19 protein-coding genes are annotated in these 22,065 nt (G+C 62.3%); 6 read left to right on the top strand and 13 right to left on the bottom strand.

The window, feature by feature from the left end:
• Positions 1-94: 94 nt before the first annotated feature.
• Together ACN20X_RS18365 and ACN20X_RS18360 are read right to left on the bottom strand one after the other, a co-directional pair.
• Positions 95-415 (bottom strand): nitroreductase family protein, encoded by a 321-nt coding sequence (locus tag ACN20X_RS18365; RefSeq protein ID WP_017405159.1) that lies wholly within the window; start codon positions 413-415, stop codon positions 95-97.
• Positions 416-482: 67 nt separating this feature from the next.
• Positions 483-1,385, bottom strand: a complete 903-nt coding sequence (locus tag ACN20X_RS18360) for a LysR family transcriptional regulator (protein ID WP_046985503.1) — start codon at positions 1,383-1,385, stop codon at positions 483-485.
• Between the two features lie 75 nt (positions 1,386-1,460).
• On the opposite strand from ACN20X_RS18360, the gene ACN20X_RS18355 reads away from it, so the two are divergent.
• On the top strand, positions 1,461-2,399 hold the full coding sequence (locus ACN20X_RS18355) for a DMT family transporter (RefSeq protein WP_473209715.1): 939 nt from the start codon (positions 1,461-1,463) through the stop codon (positions 2,397-2,399).
• Between the two features lie 41 nt (positions 2,400-2,440).
• Here ACN20X_RS18355 and ACN20X_RS18350 read toward each other — a convergent pair whose 3' ends face one another.
• From ACN20X_RS18350 to ACN20X_RS18325, 6 genes are all read right to left on the bottom strand, one after another.
• Positions 2,441-4,036 carry a bifunctional aspartate transaminase/aspartate 4-decarboxylase gene (locus ACN20X_RS18350; RefSeq protein ID WP_473209714.1) on the bottom strand — a complete coding sequence of 532 codons (1,596 nt, stop codon included), beginning with the start codon at positions 4,034-4,036 and terminating at the stop codon, positions 2,441-2,443.
• A 64-nt stretch (positions 4,037-4,100) separates the two neighbouring features.
• Complete coding sequence (gene aspT / locus ACN20X_RS18345; protein WP_189354248.1) at positions 4,101-5,792, bottom strand: aspartate-alanine antiporter; 1,692 nt, start codon at positions 5,790-5,792, stop codon at positions 4,101-4,103.
• Between the two features lie 366 nt (positions 5,793-6,158).
• The gene (locus tag ACN20X_RS18340; RefSeq protein ID WP_151020195.1) at positions 6,159-6,542 is read right to left on the bottom strand and encodes a hypothetical protein; all 384 of its coding nucleotides are present in this window, start codon (positions 6,540-6,542) and stop codon (positions 6,159-6,161) included.
• Between the two features lie 85 nt (positions 6,543-6,627).
• Positions 6,628-8,355 (bottom strand): L-arabinonate dehydratase, encoded by a 1,728-nt coding sequence (gene araD / locus ACN20X_RS18335; protein WP_473209713.1) that lies wholly within the window; start codon positions 8,353-8,355, stop codon positions 6,628-6,630.
• Between the two features lie 14 nt (positions 8,356-8,369).
• On the bottom strand, positions 8,370-9,209 hold the full coding sequence (locus tag ACN20X_RS18330) for an HpcH/HpaI aldolase family protein (RefSeq protein ID WP_016451746.1): 840 nt from the start codon (positions 9,207-9,209) through the stop codon (positions 8,370-8,372).
• 20 nt (positions 9,210-9,229) lie between these two features.
• Positions 9,230-10,234, bottom strand: coding sequence for a Bug family tripartite tricarboxylate transporter substrate binding protein (locus ACN20X_RS18325; RefSeq protein WP_016451747.1), 1,005 nt, complete (start codon positions 10,232-10,234; stop codon positions 9,230-9,232).
• 169 nt (positions 10,235-10,403) lie between these two features.
• Here ACN20X_RS18325 and ACN20X_RS18320 point away from each other — a divergent pair, with 169 nt between their 5' ends.
• Positions 10,404-11,438: a LacI family DNA-binding transcriptional regulator gene (locus tag ACN20X_RS18320; protein ID WP_473209712.1), complete on the top strand. Its 1,035-nt coding sequence runs from the start codon at positions 10,404-10,406 to the stop codon at positions 11,436-11,438.
• A 316-nt stretch (positions 11,439-11,754) separates the two neighbouring features.
• Positions 11,755-13,197 (top strand): iron-containing redox enzyme family protein, encoded by a 1,443-nt coding sequence (locus ACN20X_RS18315; RefSeq protein WP_473209711.1) that lies wholly within the window; start codon positions 11,755-11,757, stop codon positions 13,195-13,197.
• Between the two features lie 42 nt (positions 13,198-13,239).
• Here ACN20X_RS18315 and ACN20X_RS18310 read toward each other — a convergent pair whose 3' ends face one another.
• The 3 genes from ACN20X_RS18310 to ACN20X_RS18300 form a co-directional block, all read right to left on the bottom strand.
• Entirely contained in the window at positions 13,240-13,731 is a 492-nt protein-coding gene (locus tag ACN20X_RS18310; RefSeq protein WP_473209710.1) for a hypothetical protein, read from the bottom strand.
• 175 nt (positions 13,732-13,906) lie between these two features.
• Positions 13,907-14,419 carry a hypothetical protein gene (locus tag ACN20X_RS18305; RefSeq protein WP_473209709.1) on the bottom strand — a complete coding sequence of 171 codons (513 nt, stop codon included), beginning with the start codon at positions 14,417-14,419 and terminating at the stop codon, positions 13,907-13,909.
• Between the two features lie 11 nt (positions 14,420-14,430).
• A complete protein-coding gene (locus ACN20X_RS18300; RefSeq protein WP_473209708.1) occupies positions 14,431-15,366 on the bottom strand; it encodes a hypothetical protein in 936 nt (311 codons plus the stop codon).
• Between the two features lie 586 nt (positions 15,367-15,952).
• Between ACN20X_RS18300 and ACN20X_RS18295 the strand changes: the two genes are divergently transcribed.
• Together ACN20X_RS18295 and ACN20X_RS18290 are read left to right on the top strand one after the other, a co-directional pair.
• Positions 15,953-16,351, top strand: a complete 399-nt coding sequence (locus ACN20X_RS18295) for a YkvA family protein (RefSeq protein WP_126311393.1) — start codon at positions 15,953-15,955, stop codon at positions 16,349-16,351.
• 285 nt (positions 16,352-16,636) lie between these two features.
• Positions 16,637-16,858 (top strand): hypothetical protein, encoded by a 222-nt coding sequence (locus ACN20X_RS18290; RefSeq protein WP_473209707.1) that lies wholly within the window; start codon positions 16,637-16,639, stop codon positions 16,856-16,858.
• Between the two features lie 1,042 nt (positions 16,859-17,900).
• Here ACN20X_RS18290 and ACN20X_RS18285 read toward each other — a convergent pair.
• Both ACN20X_RS18285 and ACN20X_RS18280 read right to left on the bottom strand, forming a co-directional pair.
• Positions 17,901-18,917: a TIR domain-containing protein gene (locus ACN20X_RS18285; RefSeq protein WP_473209706.1), complete on the bottom strand. Its 1,017-nt coding sequence runs from the start codon at positions 18,915-18,917 to the stop codon at positions 17,901-17,903.
• A gap of 442 nt (positions 18,918-19,359) precedes the next feature.
• Entirely contained in the window at positions 19,360-20,295 is a 936-nt protein-coding gene (locus tag ACN20X_RS18280; protein ID WP_473210822.1) for a restriction endonuclease, read from the bottom strand.
• A 394-nt stretch (positions 20,296-20,689) separates the two neighbouring features.
• On the opposite strand from ACN20X_RS18280, the gene ACN20X_RS18275 reads away from it, so the two are divergent.
• Positions 20,690-22,021 carry an alpha-xenorhabdolysin family binary toxin subunit A gene (locus ACN20X_RS18275; RefSeq protein WP_473209705.1) on the top strand — a complete coding sequence of 444 codons (1,332 nt, stop codon included), beginning with the start codon at positions 20,690-20,692 and terminating at the stop codon, positions 22,019-22,021.
• Positions 22,022-22,065: the final 44 nt, after the last annotated feature.

The following is a 22,065-nucleotide window of genomic DNA, read 5'->3' as shown; positions in this document are numbered from 1 at the left end:
CCCCGCAACTCTAACCGCCCCGCGCAGTCAGTGCGCCACCTGTGCGCCACCTGAGCGCCACTTGTGCACCACCCTGCACGCGCTGGCTGCGGCTTCAAAGATCGCTGCCGTGGCTGTCGTGGTTGCCGTCTGGCTGGAGAAGGGCCTGCGCCGTGACCGCTGCTGCCTGCTCCGCCTGCCATGCCGTGCGCATGGAAGAGGGCGCCACCGTTGCGCGCGGGGATGGCTGGCTGGTGATGGAGCCCAGGCTGATGAAGCCGGCCAGATGCTCGCCCTCGCGCAAACCCAGCGCTGAATGCAGGGCCGGGTCAAAACAGCGCTCGCCACTGAGCACGATGGCACCAAAGCCCAACTGGTGCGCAGCATTGAGGAAGTTGCCCAGCGCAGCCCCTGCGGCCAGCCATTGCTCGCGCATGGGAACGCGCGAGCGCAGCTATACAGCGAAATGCGTGCGCAGAATGCTTGCCGAACCTCGCCAGGCGTCAGGCCTTGGTCAGTTCCTGAGGTGCCTGGCCCAGTGTCGCAATCAACTGCCCATACATGGCATCCACGGCCGCCGAGCCCTGCGAGGCCTTGCTGCGCAGGGCTGAAACTTCCATGGACACCAGCGGCGGCAGCTCGAAGCCGGCCGGCAGGTTCTGCAGCACCTGCAAGTGCGGGGGCACGCTGCAGCGCGTGAACACGGCCACGGCCAGGCCGCTTTCCACGGCTGCCAGCTGGCCGGCAAGGCTGGAGCTGTGATAGACCACGCGGTGCGCGCGCCGCTGGGCCGCCAGGCTGGACAGCGCGGCCGTGCGCGCCAGGCTGGCGGCCTCGTAGACGGCAATCGGCAGGGGATTCTTCCTCCACACCTCGTGCTGCGGCGCGCCCACCCAGACCAGGGGCTCGTGGAACAGCAGGCGCCCGCGCTGGGGCCTGTCGCGTGAGACCAGGGCCAGGTCCAGCGTGCCGCGCACCACTTGCGGGATGAGTGCAGTGGACTGCTCGCAGGTCAGCTCGATCTCCACGCCCTGGTAGCGGCCTGCAAAGCTGCGCAGCACGGGCGTCAGATAGGTGGATGCGTAGTCGTCCGGCACGCCCAGCCGCACGCGCCCGGACAGGTCGGGGCCGAACAGCGCCTGCTGCGCCTGGGCCTGCAGCTCCAGCATGCGCCGGGCATAGCCCAGCAGCTCCGCGCCGGCGGGCGTCAGTTGCAGATGGCGCGGGCCGCGCAGCAGCACGGGCCGGCCCAGGGCGGTCTCCAGCTTCTTGATCTGCATGCTCACGGCGGCCTGTGATCGGTGCAGCAGCGGCGCGGCAGCCGAGAGCGAGCCCGCATCCACCACGGCCACCAGGGCACGCAGCCAGTCGATCTGCAGGTCGGGGTGGTTCACGGCATGCTCCATGGATTCGAATATCGAATACTAAACCTGCAAACTATTTGCTTTACGAGAATTTCCTGCCACGAGACGATCGTGGCCATGCAAGACAGAACCCATTCGTTACAGGCCGCATCCGTAGCCTCCGCCGCGACCGCACAAGCCGCTCCCACAGCGCAGGAGACACGCGGCCAGTGGCTGATGATCGCGGGCGGCGTGCTGCTGGGCACCGTGGGCGTGTTCGTGCAGGAGGCCGGACAGCATCCGCTGGTCACTGTGCTGTTTCGCTGCGCCTTCGGTGCCCTGGCGCTGCTGGCCTGGGGGCTGGCCACGGGCCGCATGGGCGAGTTGCGCGTGCGCGGCAGGAGCTGGCCGGTGGTGGCGGCCACCGGCGTCCTCATGGTGCTGAACTGGGCGCTGTTCTTTGCCGCCATACCGCGCACCTCCATTGGCGTGGCCACCATCGTGTTCCACATCCAGCCGGTGTGGATCATGCTGTTCGGCACCCTGGTGCTGCGCGAGGCCGTGGCGCCACGGCAGGCGGTGGCCATGCTGGCGGCGTTGCTGGGACTGGTGTTGACCACGGGGCTGCTGGGTGGCGATGCGGCGGCCTGGGGACCGGACCATGTGTCCGGACTGCTCATGTGCCTGGCCGGCTCGCTGTGCTATGCAGCCGTGACCATCCTGGCCAAGACCGAGAAAGTGGTCACGCCGTTTGCGCTGGCCTGGTGGCAATGCGCGGTCGGCACCGTGCTGCTGCTGTGGGTGCCGCTGGTTCATGGCTGGCCGCAGGCGCCGTCATCCTGGGCGTGGCTGGCCGGGCTGGGCGTGCTGCACACCGGCCTGGCCTACGCCATCCTTTTTGCGGGCATGGCGCGCCTCACGCTGGGCCGCATCGCCGTGCTGCAGTACGTCTATCCGTTGACGGCCATCGTGCTGGACTGGGCCGTCTACGGGCGTGCGCTGGGCGCCGTGCAACTGGCCGGCGTGGGCCTGATGGCCGGGGCGCTGCTGGTGGTCAAGGCCCGACAGCTGCGGTGAGCCGTGCGGGCGATGAGCCGTGCGGGCCTTGTGCGCAGGGCCTACTCCTTGCCCAGCGCCTTGTACTGCTCGTACAGCTCGTCGGCCAGCCGGCGCAGGGCGCGGCCTATGGCGGCGTACTCGTACTCGTTGAGGTTGGCCAGCGAGGCACGGCCGGAAGGCCGGTCGGACCCGAAGCCACGGCCTGGCAGCAGCACGATGCCGGTCTCATCGGCCACGCGGAACAGCATGTCGCCCGTGGACGACTGCTGCACGGCCCATTGCGAGAAGGCCTCGCCGTAGAGCCGGCAGGTCACGTTCTGCAGGTCGATCAGCGTGTAGTAGTTGACCGAGTTGGGATTTTCCAGCGGGGGCATGCCCAGCTCGCGGTACAGCGTGGCCTCGCGGCGGCGGATCAGCTGCTTGAGGGCCTGCTTGTAGGCGTCCGCTTCATCCATGAGCGCAAACAGCGAGAACAGCACCATCTGCACCTGCTGCGGCGTGGACAGGCCGGCCGTGTGGTTCAGCGCCACCACGCGGCTGTCGGCCACCAGACGGTCGATGAACTTGAGCGAGCGCACATCGGGCAGCAGCGAGCGGTAGCGGTGGTCCAGCGCCTTCTTGGTGGACTCGGGCAACTGCGCCAGCGCATGGTCGAACACGTTGTCCTTGTGCGCCGCGATCACGCCCAGGCGCCAGCCCGTGGCCCCGAAATACTTGGAGAACGAATACACCAGCAGCGTGTTCTGGGGGCAGACCGAGAACAGCGACTGGAATTCATCGGCAAAGGTGCCGTAGACATCGTCGGTCAGGATCAGCAAGTCGGGCCGCTGCTCGGCCACGATGGCGCGCACGCGGTCCAGGCTGCGCTGGTCCATCTTCACGGACGGCGGGTTGCTGGGGTTCACGCAGAAGAAGATCTTGACGTCCGGGTCCTTGAGCTTGTCCAGCTCGGCGTCGGAGTACTGCCAGCCGTTGTCGGGGTCGGCGTGGATGGGCACTTCCTTGAGGTCGTACTGGGCCAGTTCGGGAATCTCGATATACGGCGTGAACACCGGCATGCCGATGGCCACCTTGTCGCCGGCCTTGAGCAGGCCGCTGATGCGCAGGCTCTCGAAGATATAGGCCATGGCCGCCGTGCCGCCCTCGACCGCGAACAGGTCCACCGACTCGGGCGGCACGGCGCCGCCTGCCATCTCGCGCACGATGTACTGGCGCACGATCTGCTCGCTCACGGTGAGCATGCGCGGCGGCACGGGGTAGTTGCAGCCCAGGATGCCGTCCACCATCTCATGCAGGAAGGCGGCGGGGTCCAGCCCCAGCTGGTCGCGCACATAGCTGAGCGACTTGCCCAGGAACTTCACGCCCTCCTGGTCGCGGTGCTCGGCGATGAAGCGCTCGAAGCGGCCCTCGATGCCGTCGAGCTTGGCCAGCCCGCCCACGCCCACCGTCATGTAGGAATACGACAGCTCCGACTCCGCCGCCGCGAACAGCCCCAACCGGAAGAAGGCCCGGCGCGGCGTGGTCGCCAGGAAGTTGGGATTGCCGCGCCCCGCATTGAGCATGAGGCGGTTGGCCTTGCCCGAGGCCACCTTGATCAGTTCGTCCTTGAGTTCGAACGGGCTCAAATTCGCCAGACTCCGATAATCCTTGCTCATTGCGCAGCTCCTTGTGATGGTCCTTGGTGGTCCTTGGGGATCGGTCAGGGGTGATCAGGGGTGATCAGGCAAAGGCGATGACCAGCGGCCCCAGCAATGTGAGGAACACATTGGCCAGCGCATAGGTGATCGCGAACGGTGCCGTGGGAATCGAGTTGCCGGCCTTGTCCAGAATCTCGCCAAACGCCGGGTTGGCGCTGCGCGCCCCCGACAGCGAGCCCGCGAACACGGCCACGTTGTCATAGCGCAGCACGTACTTGCCGAACAGCATGGCGATCAACAGCGGCACGATGGTCACCACCACGCCCAGCAGGAACAGCGTCAGGCCCTGCTGCATCACCGTGGTCACGGCCTGCTGGCCCGACTGCAGGCCCACCATGGCCACGAAGCCGGCCAGGCCCAGGTCGCGCAGCAGCGTGGAGGCGGCCGTGGGCATGTTGCCGAAAGTGTGCTTGCGGCTGCGCCACCAGCCGAACAGCAGGCCCGCCAGCAGGGCGCCGCCGCCGCTGCCCAGCGTGATGGGAATGGAGCCCAGGCGCAGCACCAGCAGCCCGATCAGCAGGCCCACCGTGATGCCCAGGCCGTGGAAGACAAAGTCCGTCTTGTCGCTGGGCACGATGATGGGGCCCACCGACTGCGCAGCCTTCTGCACATCCTGCGGCGTGCCGAACAGCGTCACCACATCGCCCGGCATGACCATGGTGGCCGGCGCAATCGGCACCGGCGTGCCCGCGCGCATCAGCGCCACCGCATACACACCGTGCTTGAACTCCTGCGACAGGCTGTCCAGGATGTCCTTCACGCTGCGGTTCAGGTATTGCCTGTTGGAGATGGCCACATCGCGCCGCACCATCACCACGTCCATGCCCTCGGCGCCCTGCAGCTCCTCGCCCACCGAGGCGCCCAGCGCCACCACGGCCGCGCGCCGGCCCACCAGCAAGATGATGTCGCCCGCCTCCAGCGCCAGGCTGCCGTCCACGCCCACCATCGCGTTCCTGCGCTGTATGCGCTCCACCGTCACCGTGCCGCCGCTGGCGGTGGCGCTGGCCTCCAGCTCCGCCACGGTGCGGCCCGCCTGGCCCACGCGGAAAATGCGGCCCACCAGATCCGGCACGGCCGGTGACTCGCCAGTTCCGTACACGCGCACGCCCTTGAGCAGCTCCTGCTCGGCCTGGATCGCGTCCTCGCGGATCTTGCGGCCCGTCAGCCACTGCAGCACGTTCACGCACATGATGATGGCGCCGAAGGAGCCGAAGATATAGGTCACCGCATAGCCGATGGCCACATTGGCCTGCATGCGCTGCACCTCGTCGGGCGCCAGCCCCAGCTTCTCGATGGCCGAGCCCGCCGTGCCGATGATGGCCGACTGCGTCAGCCCGCCCGCCGCCAGCCCCGCCGCCAGCCCCTTGTCCAGATGGAACACCCGGGCAATCACCACCACCGTGACCAGCCCCGACACGGCCACCACCAGGGCCATCAGGATCTCCTTGACCGACTGCCGCCCCAGTGAACGGAAGAACTGCGGCCCGCTCTCGAAACCCACGGCATAGATGAACAGCGCGAACAGCACCGCCTTGATGCCCGAATCGATGGTCACCCCCACCTGGCTGATCAGCACCGCCGCCAGCAGCGACCCCGCCACGCCCCCCAGCTGGAACGACCCGAACCTGAACTTGCCCACCCAGTAACCGAGCGCCAAGGCAGCGAACAGCGCGATTTCCGGAGCCTGATGAAAGATGCTTCTGAGAAAGTCCACAGCCACCTCTGCTTCTGGGTTGAGGTCCACGGCGGTGCAAGGCAACGGAAGCGGCTGCCCCGGGAGGGCAGGGGGCATTGCGTGCGCGTGGACTGGGAAACGGCGAGTCGCTATTGGAAATAGCTATCGAAAATACTTCTGCACAAATGATTGTGACCAAGAAATATTCAATCGAATATGGCTATTTCATTGGCTTCTTTGGGTCAATCCTTGTTGAGAACAGAGCCACTATTCACGACAAAGACCAACGGCAATGTAGGACTGCGCCGTCAGCAAAAGCGGATACATATACAAGCCTGCCTTGCTTGCAGGCCCAGGATTCCAGTTTTTGGATGAAATCTATTGCCCGCCAGCTGAATTCATCAATTACGCATCTCGCGACCAGATGAGGTGGAGCTCTCCATCCACAAAACCGGCGCTCACCGCTTGCGACTGGCGCAGCCGAAGGGCTCCTGCCGCTTCCGAGGCCACGTAGGAGCCAAGCAGTTTCCTGGCAGCAGCAAGTCCTTTCTCCCAATCGCTTCCCACGACTTCGTGCGGCAACTCGAAGTGAGGGTCGTCGGACATGAATATGTCATCGCACGCCCAGTCCGGGTCCTGCGGGTCGTAGGTCGGACAGCCCACAATCTGGAGCTCGTGCGATGTGGGCGAGTCATACAGATTGAAGTGGAATGCTGCGATTCCTTCTGGCAGATCGCCGGACAGTGTTTCGTCGACCCATTGGGAAAATTGCTTTTCAATTGCTTTCATGGTTTCAATATTCTGATGCAATGTGGATCAAAAAATTCTTTCCATCATATAGGGAAGTCTGAAAGAAAGAATTGATTTGCATGCTTCAAAAAATATCCGGCTCCGGCACAGCCCGCCCAAAGCCCGTCTCCAGAAAATCAAAATCGCATCCCTCATTGGCCTGCAGGATATGGCGGCCGAACAGCCAGCCATAGCCGCGCTCGTAGCGCGCGGGCGGGGGCGTCCATGCGGCGCGGCGGGTGGCGAGTTCTGAGTCGCTGACTTCCAGGTGGATGCGGCGGGCGGGCACGTCCACCGTGATGCGGTCGCCCGTCTTGACCAGGGCCAGCGGCCCGCCAACGGCGGACTCGGGTGAGCAGTGCAGCAGGCAGCCGCCGTAGCTGGTGCCGCTCATGCGGGCGTCGGACAGGCGCAGCATGTCTTTCACGCCTTGCTTGAGAAGCCTGGTGGGAATGGGCAGCATGCCCCATTCGGGCATGCCCGCGCCCTTGGGGCCGGCGTTGCGCAGCACCAGGATGTCTTCGCCGTTCACATCGAGATGGGGGTCGTCCACGGCTTGCTTGAGGCTGGGGTAGTCGTCGAACACCAGGGCGCGCCCCGTATGGCGCAGCAGGTGCGGGGCGCAGGCGCTGGGCTTGATGACCACGCCGTCCGGCGCCAGGTTGCCGCGCAGCACGGCCAGCGCACCTTCGGCGTAGATGGGGCTGGACAGGGCGCGGATCACGTCGTCCTCGTGGACCTGGCTGCCCGCAATGTTCTCGCCCAGGGTCTTGCCGTTGACCGTCATGGCCCCGGTGTCCAGATGCGGGCGGATACGTTCCAGCAGGGCGCGCAGGCCGCCTGCATAGAAGAAATCCTCCATCAGATAGTGGTCGCCGCTGGGCCGGATGTTGGCGATCACGGGCACGCGGCGGCTGAAGGCGTCGAAGTCATCGAGGCTGACCGGATGGCCCGCGCGCCGCGACATGGCGATCAGGTGAATGATGGCGTTGGTGGAGCAGCCCATGGCCATGGCGCAGGCAATGCCGTTCTCGAAATGCGCGCGCGTGAGCATGCGGGCGGGCGTGAGGTCTTCCCACACCATCTGCACGATGCGGCGGCCGCAGTCGGCGCTCATGCGGATGTGGTTGGCGTCGGCGGCCGGGATGGACGAAGCGCCCGGCAGCGCCAGGCCCACGGCCTCGGCAATGCCCATCATGGTGGCCGCCGTGCCCATGGTCATGCAGGTGCCGTGGCTGCGGGCAATGCCGGCTTCCATCTCGCGCCAGGCCTGCTCGTCCAGGCGGCCGGCGCGGCGTTCGTCCCAGAACTTGAAGGCGTCCGAGCCCGAGCCCAGCACCTGCCCCTTCCAGTTGCCGCGCAGCATGGGGCCGGCCGGCAGGTAGATGAAGGGAAGGCCCATGGAGATCGCCCCCATGGCCAGCCCCGGCGTGGTCTTGTCGCAGCCGCCCATGAGCACGGCGCCGTCCACCGGGTGGCTGCGCAGCAGCTCCTCCGTCTCCATGGCCAGGAAGTTGCGATAGACCATGGTGGTGGGCTTGACCATGCTTTCCGACAGCGAGATGGCCGGCAGCTCCAGCGGAAAGCCGCCCGCCTGCAGCACGCCGCGCTTGACGTCTTCCACGCGCTGCCGAAAGTGGGCATGGCACTGGTTGGCATCGCTCCAGGTGTTGACGATGGCGATCACGGGCTTGCCCATCCAGTCCTCGTAGCCATAGCCCATCTGCAGCACGCGCGAGCGGTGGCCGAAGGAGCGGAAATCATCGGGAGCAAACCAGCGTGCGCTGCGCAGGGATTCGGGGGAACGTGTCATGGTTGTGGGGCTCCTCAGTAGCTGCCGGCGGTGGATGCGGGCCCTGGCGTGTTCGCGGCCAGCGGCCCTTTCCTGAAGCGCGCCGCCGCCGCATCCAGCCCGTCGCGCAGCAAGAGCGTGTCCAGCGCCACGGCCACGAACTGCGCGCCCAGCTCCAGGCATTCGCGCGCCCGTGCCTCGTCCACCATCAGGATCCCCGGTGCCTTGCCGCAGGTGCGGATGCGGGCAATGGCCTGGTCGATGGCCCGGTTCACCACAGGGTGGCGCGCCTGGCCCGGATAGCCCAGGCTGGCCGACAGGTCGGCGGGGCCGATGAAGATGCCGTCCACGCCATCGACGGCCGCAATCGCCTCTATCTGCTCCAGCGCCTCGGCCGTCTCCACCTGCACCAGCAGGCACAACTCGTCGGCCGCACGTGCCACATAGTCGGCCGTGCGCCCGAAGTTGGCCGCGCGAGTGGAACCGCCCATGCCGCGCATGCCCTGGGGGGCATAGCGCATGGCGCGCACGGCGTCCCGCGCTTGCTGCGCGTTCTGCACAAAGGGCAGCAGCAGGGACTGGGCGCCCAGGTCCAGGTAGCGCTTGATCAGCACCGCATCGTTGCAGGCGGGCCGCACCACGGCATGCGCGGGCAGGGCGCCCGGTGCGGGCAGGGCGGCGGCCACGGCCTGCAGCTGGCCCAGCATCAGCGGCACGTCGGTGGGCGTGTGCTCGGTATCGAGCAGCACCCAGTCGTAGCCCGCGCCGCCGATCATCTCGCAGACAAAGGGGGAGGGAATGGTGGACCACAGGCCGATCTGCGGGCGGCCTTCGCGCAGCGCGCGCTTGAACGTATTGGCGGGCAGCATGCTCATGGGGACTCTCCTGAAGCTGTTCACTGGACCTGGATGTTTCCCTTGCGCACCACCTCGCTCCAGCGCGCCACCTCGGCGGCGATGAAGCTGGCGGCCTGGGCGGGCGTGCCCGGCGTGGGCTCGTTGCTCATGGCGGCCAGCCGGGCCACCACCTCGGGCTCGGCCAGGAGGGACTGGCAGGCCTGGTTGAGCCGCTCCACCACATCGGCCGGCATGCCCGGCGGCCCAGCCAGGCTGGTCCATGAATAGTTGACGACCTGCGGCTGGCCGGCCTCGGCCATGGTGGGCACATCGGGCAGGGCCGCCAGGCGCCGCTCGCCTGCCACGGCCAGCGCACGCAGCTTGCCCGCCTGCGCAAAGCCCACGGCCGAGGTGGCGGGCACGAACAGCAGGTCTGCCTGGCCGCCCATCACATCGGTCATGGCGGGCACATCGCCCTTGTAGGGAACGTTGTTGAAGCTCACGCCGGCCGCCTGGCGCAGCAGCTCCGTCGTCACATGGCTGGACGAGCCAATGCCCGTCAGCGCCACATTCACCGTGCCGGGGCTGGCCCGGGCCAGGGCCACCACATCGGCCACCGAAGCGACCTTCAGCCTGGGCGAGGCCAGCAGCAGCATGGGCACGCGCCCCAGCATGGCAATGTGCGTGAAATCCCGCCGCGCGTCGTACTTCACGTTGGAATTGACCAGCTGGTTGATGGCATGCGTGCCCGGCCCGCCAATCACCAGCGTGTAGCCATCGGCCCGCGCCCGCGCCACGGCCTCGGAGGCCAGCGAGCCATTCACGCCGGGCCGGTTCTCCACCACCACGGGCTGGCCCAGGCGCTGCGACAGGCGCTCTCCCACCAGCCGGCCCACCACATCGGTCTGGCCACCGGGAGGGAAGGGAATCACCAGCGTGATCGGCCTGACCGGCCAGGCAGCCTGGGCCTGGGCGTGTGCCGGGGCCAGCATCGAGGCCGCAGCCAGGGCCGCAGCCAGCAGGCGCGCCATGGCGCTGCGGCGGTTGGAGAGCGAAGGGCGCATGGTGGTCTCCTCTTGAATGATTGCGCAATCATTTCAAGCAAAGGCAGCGCTCTCCATTCGGACCTACGAGAGGAAACAATCAGACCGTGCTGATGGACATCATCGTTAACATGACCACGCAATCATCCTCAAGCCGCCTCTCCATCGCCATTCCAGGCAAAGGCCTCGCATGACCCTCCGCACCCCGCGCAACGCCAATGCGCCCACGCTCAAGGACCTGGCCCGCATTGCCGGCGTGTCGCCCATCACCGCGTCGCGCGCGCTGCACCGGCCTGAACTGGTGGCCGAGGCCACGCGGCTGCGCGTGGCGCAGGCCGTGGAGCAATCGGGCTACGTGCCCAACTCCCTGGCGGGCGGGCTGACCTCGCGCCAGACGCGGCTGGTGGCGGCCATCGTGCCTTCGGTGGGGCACTCGCTGTTTTCCGACATGCTCGATGCGCTCATCCACACCCTGGCCGCGCAGCGCTATGAAACCACGCTGGGCATCTCCAGCTATGACCCGGAGCATGAGGAAACCTGGCTGGCCGCCATGCTCAGCCGCCGCCCGGACGGCATCGTGCTCACCGGCACCGAGCACACGGCCCGCACGCGGCGCCTGCTGGTCAATGCCGACGTGCCCGTGGTCGAACTCTGGGACTACCAGCCCCATCCGCTGGATATGGCGGTCGGCTTCTCGCAGGAAGACGCGGGCCGCGCTGCCTTCCGCCACCTGGCCGCCTGCGGCTACCGGCGCCCGGCCATCCTGCGCGCCGACGACAGCCGCGCCGCCCGCCGTGCCCTGGGCTTCACCCGCGCTGCCGCGGAAGCCGGTGCCCCGGTTCCTGCGCAAATCGTCTTCTCGGAAGCCATCCCCCAATCCGGCCGTGGCCGCGATGCCCTGAACGCCCTGCGCGCCCAGGTACCGGAGGCCGATGCCGTCTTCTGCAGCTCCGATGCGCTGGCGCAAGGCGTGCTCTCCCACGCCCACGCACTGGGCCTGCGCATGCCCGAGGAATTCGGCGTGCTGGGCTTTGGCGACCAGGCCCTGGCGCTGGACGCCTGGCCCGCCCTGTCCACCGTGCGCGTGGACGGCGCCGCCATCGGCCGCCTGGGCGCAGAGGCACTGATTGCGCGCATGGCCGGTGGCGTGGCGGCGGCAGCGCAGGATATGGGGTTTGAGGTGGTGGGGAGGGGGAGTACGCGGGGGCACCAGGCTGCGCGCTGAGCGCCAGCGTGAGGCGATGGCCGGGCAGCGGCAGGAAGACCGGCTTTATCTCAGTATCAGCAAGGCGCCGCGCTTATCCATAACCGGGCCCAGCGCAGGGCCAACAGGCCGGCGCCCAGTATCAGCCAATGCTCGCCGGCAAGGCCGGGCCGGTTCCTGTTCCCCTGCCATGAGCGCGGGCGCCAGGGCGACGGCGGTCCGGCCCGGGCGCCTGCGCCAAGGGTAGGCGTATTACGACGCACAGGAAGGCGTTGGCCCGATGGCTGTACCGAGGGCCACACCGCATCCTGAAGGCGTTACGGACCAAAGCCCCACCATGAACACAGAACTGCTGGACCCCCCACGTACCGAACTGGCCGCTGGCGCAGGCACGCTTGAGCCTTCTTTCCTGCATGTGCCGCTCTACGAGCGCCTGGCCAACCATCTGCCCACCGAACAGGAGCGCGAGGCTGCTGCGGACTTCCTGCACGGCGTGATCGCCGAGACCTCTGCCGATGCCGATGGCCTGCCGGACAACCCGGAGCACCTGACCGACTGGATGCGTGCCAATGTCGAAAAAGTGCACGCCCAGTACCAGGCCTACCTTGCAGAGCGCAAGGCGGGTGCGGCACGCCGCTACTTCGGCAACCGCGCCCATGCCCTGTACTTCCTGCGCAATGTGGCACCTACCAAGCTGGTGGACGGTTCCTGGCTCTACGGCCTGTGCGCGCATGCGGGCAACTCACGCATGTCGGACCTGGTCACCACCTATGTGGAAGAACTGGGCGACGGCATGGCCGACAAGAACCACGTCAAGCTCTACCGGGAACTCCTGGCTAGGTATGGCCTTGATCCCGTTGAGGACCTGCCCGACGAGCTGTACCGGCAGGGGCTGGTACAGCTGGCGCTGGGCTGGAATGCGCAGCAGTTCCTGCCCGAGATCGTGGGATTCAACCTGGGCTATGAGCAATTGCCGCTGCACCTGCTCATCACCGCCTACGAACTCAATGAACTGGGGATAGATCCCTACTACTTCACGCTGCATGTCACCGTGGACAACGCCGACACCGGCCATGCCCGGCGCGCCTGCATTGCCGCCTGGGAGAACGCGCCGCGCATTGACGATGGCGGCGAATACTGGCGCCGCGTACGCGCGGGCGCCCGGCTGGCAGACACGGGCACCAGCACGCTGGACGTGATCCGGTCGTTCGACATCGAAGCTGAGGTGGTGCGCATCCTGGCGCGCAAATCGCCTTCCGGGCATGGCGCGCACTCGGACTTCTGCAAGGTGGCCGGCCGCAGCGTCAATGACTGGCTGTCCCGTCCGCAGGACATGCCTGCCTTCCTGGCCGCGCTGGAGCAGGCACGCTGGATACAACGCAACCGGCCTGCGGAGGAAAGCCGCTTCTGGCAGCTGCTGCAGGGCGAGCGGGCAGAGATGTTTGGTGTTTTCTCCCCCTATGAGCTGCAAGTCATTCATGACTGGCTGCGTGGGCCGGCCAGTGCGGATGGCGCCTCCTTCGAATCCGTGGCCGAGCCCGGCAAACCGGCGCGGCGCATGAGCTTTCGCGTGGCCGAGCGCCTGCGCACATCCCTTGGCGCGCGACCGGACCCGGGCCGCAGCGCGCAGGAACTGGACACCGATCTGATGCTCTTCGAGCAGCGCTACCCCACGCTCGATCCAGCGGCCCAGCATGAGTTGCTGGTACAGGCCATGTCACCGGGCCTGCACTGGACGCCCCTGGGCCTGCGCGCTACCCGCCTGTTCCTGGGCCGGTAGGCCATTCGACCCCTCTTTGCTTACCCGGGGAAAATCATCTGGTCATTGGGCAAGACGGGCTTGCTCTTTGACCCATTCCCGGCTTTTGCCACGCACACACCAGGCGGGATTCTTTACCCAGTCTGTGAAATAAATGGTGGGGTGGTCTTCCAGAATATTGCAGCGTGTATAGCCTAATTTTGGCATGGCATAGTATTGCAAAGGAGTTATTACAAGAATACAAGTAATCATGATCACTACTCCCGTGATTGTGGTAATCGTGAAAATGCGCTCTGAGATTTTCAGGATACTTGATCTGCAAGGAATTGATTTTTGTACAAGAAAAATAATTCCTGTGATTGACATTATAGGGAAATACGCCACTAGCAAACTGGATGGTGTAATTCTTGCGGATGGAGCGGAATTTTTCAGATCAATTATTGTGTTTAGGAATGAATATTTTGTACTCCATATTGATAGTGCTGAGACCAATAGAAGGGAAGGAATTCCATGGATTAAAGATTTTCTGAACTCGGTCAGATTATTTTCTTCCACTTAAATATCCATATTTTTCGATTAATAGGTGCCAGCAGATTGCTGGGCTGTACCGAGCGTTTGTCTTTGTTTTTCTTCTTTTACTTCTGTTGCTTAACTCTCTCAGGTTGATGGCGCTATCTCTGATTTCCCTTTGTCATACCACCACTCAGGTGGATACGCCTTGGACGACATTTCACCGAGATCCATGGTCTGAATCATTGGGCAGCCGAGCTTGCTCATTGACCCATTCCCGGCTTTTGCCGCGCACGCACCAATCCGGATTCTTTACCCAGTCCGTGAAATATATGGTGGGATGATCTTCCAGAATGTTGCAGCGGGTATAGCCAAGTTTTGGCATGGCATAGTATTGAAAAGGTGTAATTGCAAAAATACAAAAAAACATAATAAAAACTCCTGCGGCTATGGCGGATAAAAAAATACGCGTTGTGATTTTTATGGCGTCTTCCATGCAAGGGATTGCTTTTTGTATTGCAATGATAATTCCTGTGATTGAAATTATTGGCACACACAACGCAATCGGTTCAAATGGTGTGATTCTTACTGATGGTGCGAGTTTATTCAAATCATTTACGGTTTCGCATAGAGAATAGAAAATACTCCAAATTGACATTGCTAGAAGCAGCAGAAAAAGTGGAATACTCCATATTATTGATTTTCTGATTTCGGTTAAATTTCTTTTTTCCATTTCAAGACTAATCAATTTTTGCGATTGATAGGAGATAGTAAGTTTTTAGGATGGTCCTGGGGTATTTCTTTGATCTCTGTTGTTTCATGATTGCCACTCAACTGTTCTGTGACGAGAGCGTCAGTATTAACGCGATATATGCCAGAAGGTGTGCTGTTTGTCAAAATTTTTAATGAAGTAATAACATTTTTCTTTATTTCCCAACTTTTATCGATTCCATTTAAAGTTATCCCGGTAAAAAGTACCATTAAGGCCATGGCACCTAAAGAAAAAACAGCAATAGTGGTTACGCTTGCGACAAAAATTCCCGCCCCTATACCCACCATCGTCGCCAACCCAGCCTTGACCGCCTCCACCCCAATCCCTCCCACCAGGTCATGCATGGTCTTCTCGTCGTTGAAGATGAAGTCCAATGTCTCCACGCCGATACCCACAACCAAGCTCAAGATGAAGCCCCCTCTGGCCACGCCTTGAAGGCCGCGCATGCCCAGACCCATCTGGACCATGCGGGGATTGGTGGTGAGAAAGCGCGTGCCCTGCAGCAGATTGCCGCGAAACCCGGCTCGGCCCGTGATGATGATATAGGTGCCTTTGGGCGTCGCCTTGACATAGGTGCGCGCACCGGCAAGGCGCAATGCAATCAGCGTTCTGGTGAACAGGTACGCGTCATTGGCCAACATGGAGGCGGGGATGGTCCAGGGTTTGCCGGCATTGGGGCTGGCCGTCTGCGTCCAATACCGGCCCAGGGCGCTTTGGGCCAGGATGGCGCGCAGGCTGGCCTCCAGGCGTGGGTCATTGCGCGACCTGTCTTGCAGGACGCCTAGGAACTCTTGTGGCGTGAGCACCACCACGTCCACCTGCTGGCTGTCCATGGCGCGGGTGATCTGCCTGTTGAAGGCCTTTTCATAGTTGATATACGGGCGGGTGAGATCGGTGGATGTTGCCATGGCCTGCATGCGAATGGTTAATGGAATGAATAAGAAAATGGTGATTTGCCAAATGCCAGAAAAATCACAAACGCAGGCCTCCCATCAGGCCTGTGGGAAATCAGGTCATATCAAGGTGTGAGAGTGGGGATTGCGCGTTCGCAATCATTCCCAAGGCCAATGTCAATCAATGGCCTGGGAATTCCGTTGTGGGAGTCCGGCTATTTGATTTCTTGGGTATCTGGAAGTCAAGCAGAAAGGCTTGTGGCTGATTATTTTCAGATTATTCCTAGATGCATATACGAGATGCATGCCTTGAGTGCAGTCGATATGGACTTGGAATGAGGAAGAGGGCGGTGACAAGGCTTTGCCGTCAGTGCAGCCATTTGCCCCAGTGGACGCAGGCCAGCCGGCACCGCCGTGCTGCGGGCCTTTGCGGCCACAGGCACGGCGCCGTGGCGATACGGACATGAAGACCCCGATACAAGGACACCGCGCGCAGCGGGCTGGCGTTCCATATCATCGAGTGCTGCGCGGGCCTGGCGGCGCAGCCCCAACGGCAACAGCCGGCCACCATCATCCAGCCCGGTCACAACCTCGTATCTCCATGACAGCCGGTGAAAGATTGAAGGCCTGGGCACGACGCATCAAGCGCGATGGCGTCACCCTGTGGTTTGCCTGCAAGAGCCCCCAGACGCCCTGGTATGCCAAGACCTTGGCCGCCTTCGTAGTCGCCTACGCCCTGAGCCCCATCGACCTGATCCCCGACTTCATCCCCGTGCTGGGCTATGTGGATGATGTTCTGCTGCTGCCCGCGCTGATCTGGCACACCGTGCGGCTGCTTCCCCCGGCCGTGTTGGCCGACAGCCGCCAGCAGGCCGAGGCCTGGATGCAGGCCCAGGGCCGCAAGCCCCGAAGCCGTGCCGGAGTCGCCCTGGTGGTGGGCGTCTGGCTATGCGTTTGCGTGGGTGCCTTCCTTGTGTTCCGAGGGCGCTGGGGTCTTTGAGCGCGGAGCCTTGCCGGGCTTCGCGGCGGCGGGCGGACAACAGGCGGGGGCGGGCGCTGCGCCAGAGCGCTGTATCATCTCGCCCAGGTGCTGAACACACCTTCACAGGCGGTCCCGCCACACTCCCGAAAGCAGTTGGACGTACTCACAGGAGGCCTTATGGCTGCTTTCCTTGCGGGCGTATCAATGCCCGAACCCTCTCTCAATCCATTGCATGGCCCCGTGCTTCTGGCGCATGGGCATTCCTTTGTTTCAGCCGCCAAGCGCGCTCATTGAGGAGTTGCCATGCTGTACTTTCAACTTTCCGAGCCCGAGTACAACAGCCTGCGACGCGTGCAGGATCAGTTGGGGCTGATTTCCAGTTTGATCATTGGTGCTTATCCGGGGCATGCCTTGGAACCGGTGACCCCGGGGCAATTGCTTGCGTTTATTCAGGCGCAGGAAGAGGTGCTTGAGGGGGTGATGGGGGGAGTTAGGGAGCGTGGGGTGGTGCGGGGGATGGATTGACTGGGTGCTGCGCTGGGAGGCCACGCATGATATGCATGGCCTTTCTGGTGGGTTGGGGCTGCCAGCAGGGGTTGGTGGAACAGGTGGAGAGCGTGACTATTGGGGGCTGCTCTCGACCATGAGCCGTCGCTGATGGAATCAAGAAGCAGACATTCAACGTTCAAGCTCAGCTGGTGGCGAAGCCGTCCGCCGGAGCGCAGGGTTGGGCAACAAACCTAGCAATTTAACTCGCCCGCTCTTGGTGCTCAGGCCTCATGACTTTCTCCGCTCAGTCTTGCAGAGACGCATAAAAGTCCGTGCCAAGCCAAGGCAAACGCTCGCGTTATTTGACCACGTGAGATGCACATCGGCTCCCCTTCCGCTGCCATCCAACAGTTTGAAGAGAGCGTCATTTCCATTCCCCCGAGCGAGGACCTTTACGGGAACACCGTAAAGAACATGTCCTGGGGCAAGCGCCACTTCTAGTTGCCGTAATAAGCTCTGCGTCAGGCGCTCGCCAACTGCTTCTGCGGGATTCAACGGCGTTAGCCGTTCCATGACAGTTCCTTTGCAGCCCAACGTATAACTTCAGCAGCCGCCGAATGCGGTCCGCTGCAAGGATGAGTTAGGGTCGGGCGACTTGCCATGCAGGCGCTCAATGTAGTTTCGCAAACTTGGCAGCTCCACCTCCTGGCGACCATAGGACAGCAAAAGGTTTTCGCCCCGACGATGAACTTGAACTTCGATCGGATAGTAAGTACCTGGAATGGGATCTAGGACAGGGCTGGCACCCAAAAATCCGATCTCCACTGTGTTTAGATGCGGCGAGAAATGACAAAGAACGCCGCATGCGGGGCAGCGGTATGCAACAGCGGAGCCGGCCCAGCAAAATGCTCTGACAAAGGCATCGCTGAACGGGACCTCAGTGCGACACTCAGGACACTCGATGTTCATGGGCTCTAGCGTTGGAGATGACCGGCGGACAGTAGGCGGGCGAAGCTCGCTGAGAGGATGTCAGTGTCGATCGACTTGTTAACCCGTGCTAGCGCGTTACTCGAGCCGCTTATTGCTTTCGCTCGGTCAAATCAAGCAGTTCCCGAATCAAGTCTTCTGGCAAGTCTTTGGGAAACTGTTCCTTGTCGTAGTTTTGCGCGGAACGGATAACTTCCTCAGAATGCGCGACGGACGCATCCGGTGATTTTTCATCTATATCGTATGTCGGCAACTTGTGATTGAATAGACTCAATATAACCTCAGGCGCGCCTTCAGGAAGCGCCGTAGAGTGCTTCTTGAAGGAGGCTTCGTCACCCATCGCAATTGAGAAAACTGCCTCATAAGCGGCTTGATGCTGATCTTTGGTGAGACGGGTCATGGCGGCATATTCGCGATGCACAGCCGCTACGTGCTCCCACCATGAAACTTCTTGCGATGGATGCGCATCTCTCTTGAAACCGTCTATCCAAAATTCCATAGAGTGGGTATAGACGCCAAGCAAAGATGCACGGAGTAGCCTTATGCGTCCTACTAACTCATCACTCAATTCGGGATGCCGAATGGGCCCGGGGTGAACCTTCTCAATCTCAATTTGTTGGAATTTAGCGTCGCGGATAGCAAGCTTGTATGCGAGTCGACGCTGGATTTGCGTGAACACCTCTGGGCGGATAGTCTCGATGATCTTGACTGCGGCCTCCACCGGCGTCAGCGAGTCGGACTTGATCGCAAGTTTGTCCGCTAGAGTGGGGCTGAACGCGACCACCTGATCGAAGCTTACGTTCTGCCATACAGGCAAGATAACCTTTCCTCCCGCAATTTCACGACTCGTCAACCCACGCAGTTCGTAGTCCGGCCACTTCTTAGACATGAACGCCGGCGACAGAACCACCAAGCCGTAGTTCGATCGAGCAAGTCCTGCATCAATACTCCTGCTCAAGCTATCCCCGAGTTTGAGCTCAAATTCGTCATACCAGACGTTTACGCCAAAAGCAGAAAGCGCGTTCGCTAATGGCGCCACGAATGAGTTCTTGTCCTCTGATGCGTGCGAGATAAATATGTCCCAGCTTTTCTGCTCTGTGTCGTTCATAGGGCTATTTCCTGTATCAGGCTAAAGTAATGTAGACATCGCCAAGCCGCAGACCATATCTGGCGCGTGCGGTCTAAATTGGCAAAAAACGCGGAAAGGGGATTGTGGCCGTCGCCTGACGGTACGTATTCTGTATAAAATATAGCACTAGATTCAGCCATAAAACCCGCCGCCCCTCCTGTGTTGTGCGCCACACGGTTGCTGGACCAGATCCGTGAGCGAGTTGGTTACAAACACAATAGCCTGCACACCGAACAGGCCTACGTGCAGGTAGTGACGCGTGTTTGTGAAATGGCACGGCTTGCGGCATCCGCGAGACATAGGGCAAGTGAAACTCGAGCGTTTCTGGGCATGTTGCCCTGGCGCTTACAACTCGGCTGAATGACGGCTTTTGAGCGTTCAACCGGAGGACCGCTCAAGGTTAAAAAAATCATCTACAAGATCAACTCCCATTCCCAACCATTTCCCGGGTCCCTCGACACCCCGCACCAAACGCCGAGCATCCCCAAAACGACTTCCCCGCAGCAGGCCCACGCTTCGCAACCCGCTGAACCATGGCTTTCCCGCATTGAGGACAGCCGGGTATTGGGGCAGCAGCCGGTTGCACTGTGTCCAAAGCAGGCTCCGTCTTGACGGGCTCGACCACAGGCACAGGGCTCGCCAAAGGTGCAGAAGTCCGGGCCTTGGTTGTTGAAGCCGCTCCTGTCTGGGCCTTTGCTTCCTTCAGCAATTTCATGAGCGCGGCGCCGTCCATGAGGTGGATATTCCTCCCCGCAGCAAACGCCACAGCCTCCTGAGTAAACCTGCCAGAAGTCACCACAAAGCCGGCAGCGGCCCCATCAGCCGCCATGACGCCATAAAGCTCGCGCACAGTGGAAACGCCTACCTTGAAGGCTTTCCACTGCTTGCATTGCACCAGTGTCTTTTCGCCATCCTTCGAGAGGACCAGGTCCACACCACCATCAGGCCCGCCCCCACCGGTTTCCCTGACGCCGTAGCCGCGCCGCCGAAATCCCTCACCCACCAGCGTTTCAAACTCCCGCCATGACATGTTCTGCAGCGCGTCCGCGCTGGAACTGGCCGAGGTGGTTTCGAACAACCGGCTGCGGCGCCGCTTGCGCACGGCGGAAATGGCCGCGCCGGCCAGGCAGATGAGGGGCAGGATGTACTGGCCACCGGTAGCCAGGCCCTGCCATATGGCCGTGGTGGCCAATTGGCCTATTTGCTGCGGGCTTTGCGCTGCAGGCAGGGGACGGATGGCAATGGAGTGCAGCACCATGTAGCTGGTGAGCGCCAATGCGATGCCGGCCCACCAGGGCAGCGTGGCGATCAGATCCATGAGGTCTTCTGCCGTGCTGGTCTTTCGTTTTCTTGCCACTCCCGCTCCTCCATCGATCAAATTGCCAAACATTTTGCAACATTTATGGGCGAGGCGAATTCCTGTGCCAATGGGTGCGGTGAAATCAAGAGAAATTGACATTCACGATGTCTTCTGGCTGGCGATGAATGTGTGCAATGCGCTATTGATTACGTAGCGGGTGGTGTATGCCTGGTCTGCGAAATTCCTTGCCTTGTCATTTGGGGCAATGGATTGATCGTGCTCATTGCCATGGGTCGCGCAGGGGACAGGCTCCTTGGAGCGTGAGAGAGCTGTCCGGCTGCTGTCCTTATCCCCAGTGCTGTATGAATTTGTGTCACTTGTTTGGGGGACATACAGGGCCATGGCGGCTACCTAGCATCCGGTTGACTGGAGCGCAAAAGGAGGGTGGGCGATGACTGCGGTGCGGTCATTTCTTCAACGCCGCCGCTTGTTTGCACAGCGATTCGAGGCCGAATCCGGCCTTTCACCATCAGGAGCCTTCGCCATGTCCGACCCTGCAAATTCAACGAATGCATTCACACCGTCTGCCGATATCTACAAGGGAATCTCCGTTCTCAGTTCAGAGGACTGGATCGGGCTGACGACGTTCTTCGAGTCTGCAGTCACCGACAACCCGACCACCACGGAGCTGATGCGCGCCATGCTGGGCATGCAGAAGCAGGATGCGTTTCGGCCGGAGTTTTCCGAAGCGGTGGAGCTGTTCGTCACGCTCAAGGGTGTCGGCCAGAAGTTCAAGGCCGATGTGCAGGACAAGATGCTGACGCTGGCCGACGATATCGTTCAGTACAACGATGTGGCGGCAACCACCTATGAGCGGCTGATCGAGCTGGTGGACCGTTTCGATCTGGAGGGGGCTCCCACCCCATCGGCGGAGCCGGCCGTGGAAGCGAAATGGAAGGCCCTGGTCAAGGTTTGGGAAAGCGATACGCCCAGCGGGCGTTCGGAGCAGATCAAGCGCAATTTCAGCAGCGCGCTGGAGCAGTTGATTGAAGACGCCAATGCGCGATCGGTGCGTGCCTTCGCGCTGCAGAACTCCATTCTTGACAACGGCAACGGAATACTGATGCGCCTGAATGCCTGCAAGACCGCATTCAATGGACAAAAGCAGAAGTTCACGACCACGCTGGGCGCCGAGGGTGCTGCCAACCAGAAGCTGAAGGCCGCCGTGGAGAAGCTGGAGAACGACTTGAAGGCCCTGCGCCGCAAGGAAAAGGATGAAGTCATCGTGCTGTCCACGTCTCCGGCCTATCTGGCGATTCCGCTTTTCGGGCCGCTGATTCTGGCGGGGGTGGATATCGGTGTGGGTGCGGACCTTGCGGTCACGCGCAGGAAGATTGCCGAGAAGGTGGATGAGGTGAGAACCATCCAGGCCACGATGGCTACGAACGAGCGCTTCATCGGCTACTACAACCGAAGCAATGATCGCTTTGACAGCATCAGCAAGAGCATCGAAGACCTGGGCCCCAAGCTCAAGACGCTGGGCGAGGCATGGCGCGCGATTTCTGCCGATCTGGGCAACATACACAAGGTCTTGAGCACCACCGGCCGCAAGTCCCTGCAAGGGGAAAACTGGTTCAGCCTGACGGTGGTGCTGGGCACGGCCAAGAAGGGCTGGGCGCGTGTCGCCGGACAGGCAGACCATTTCCGCCGTTTCGGCGGCACGCCGAAGAAGGCGCAGAGCGTGGACCAACTGGTGGAGCTTGCCAGCAAGAAGGCAGCCTGAGCGGTCTGCTCCGGCCTTTGTCCCACCGCTGCACAGGTGCAGTG

It is taken from the genome of Delftia sp. PX-1, from assembly GCF_055797465.1.
Note: the sequence above shows the minus strand (reverse complement) of the source record. Positions and strands in the feature narration are given on the sequence as shown.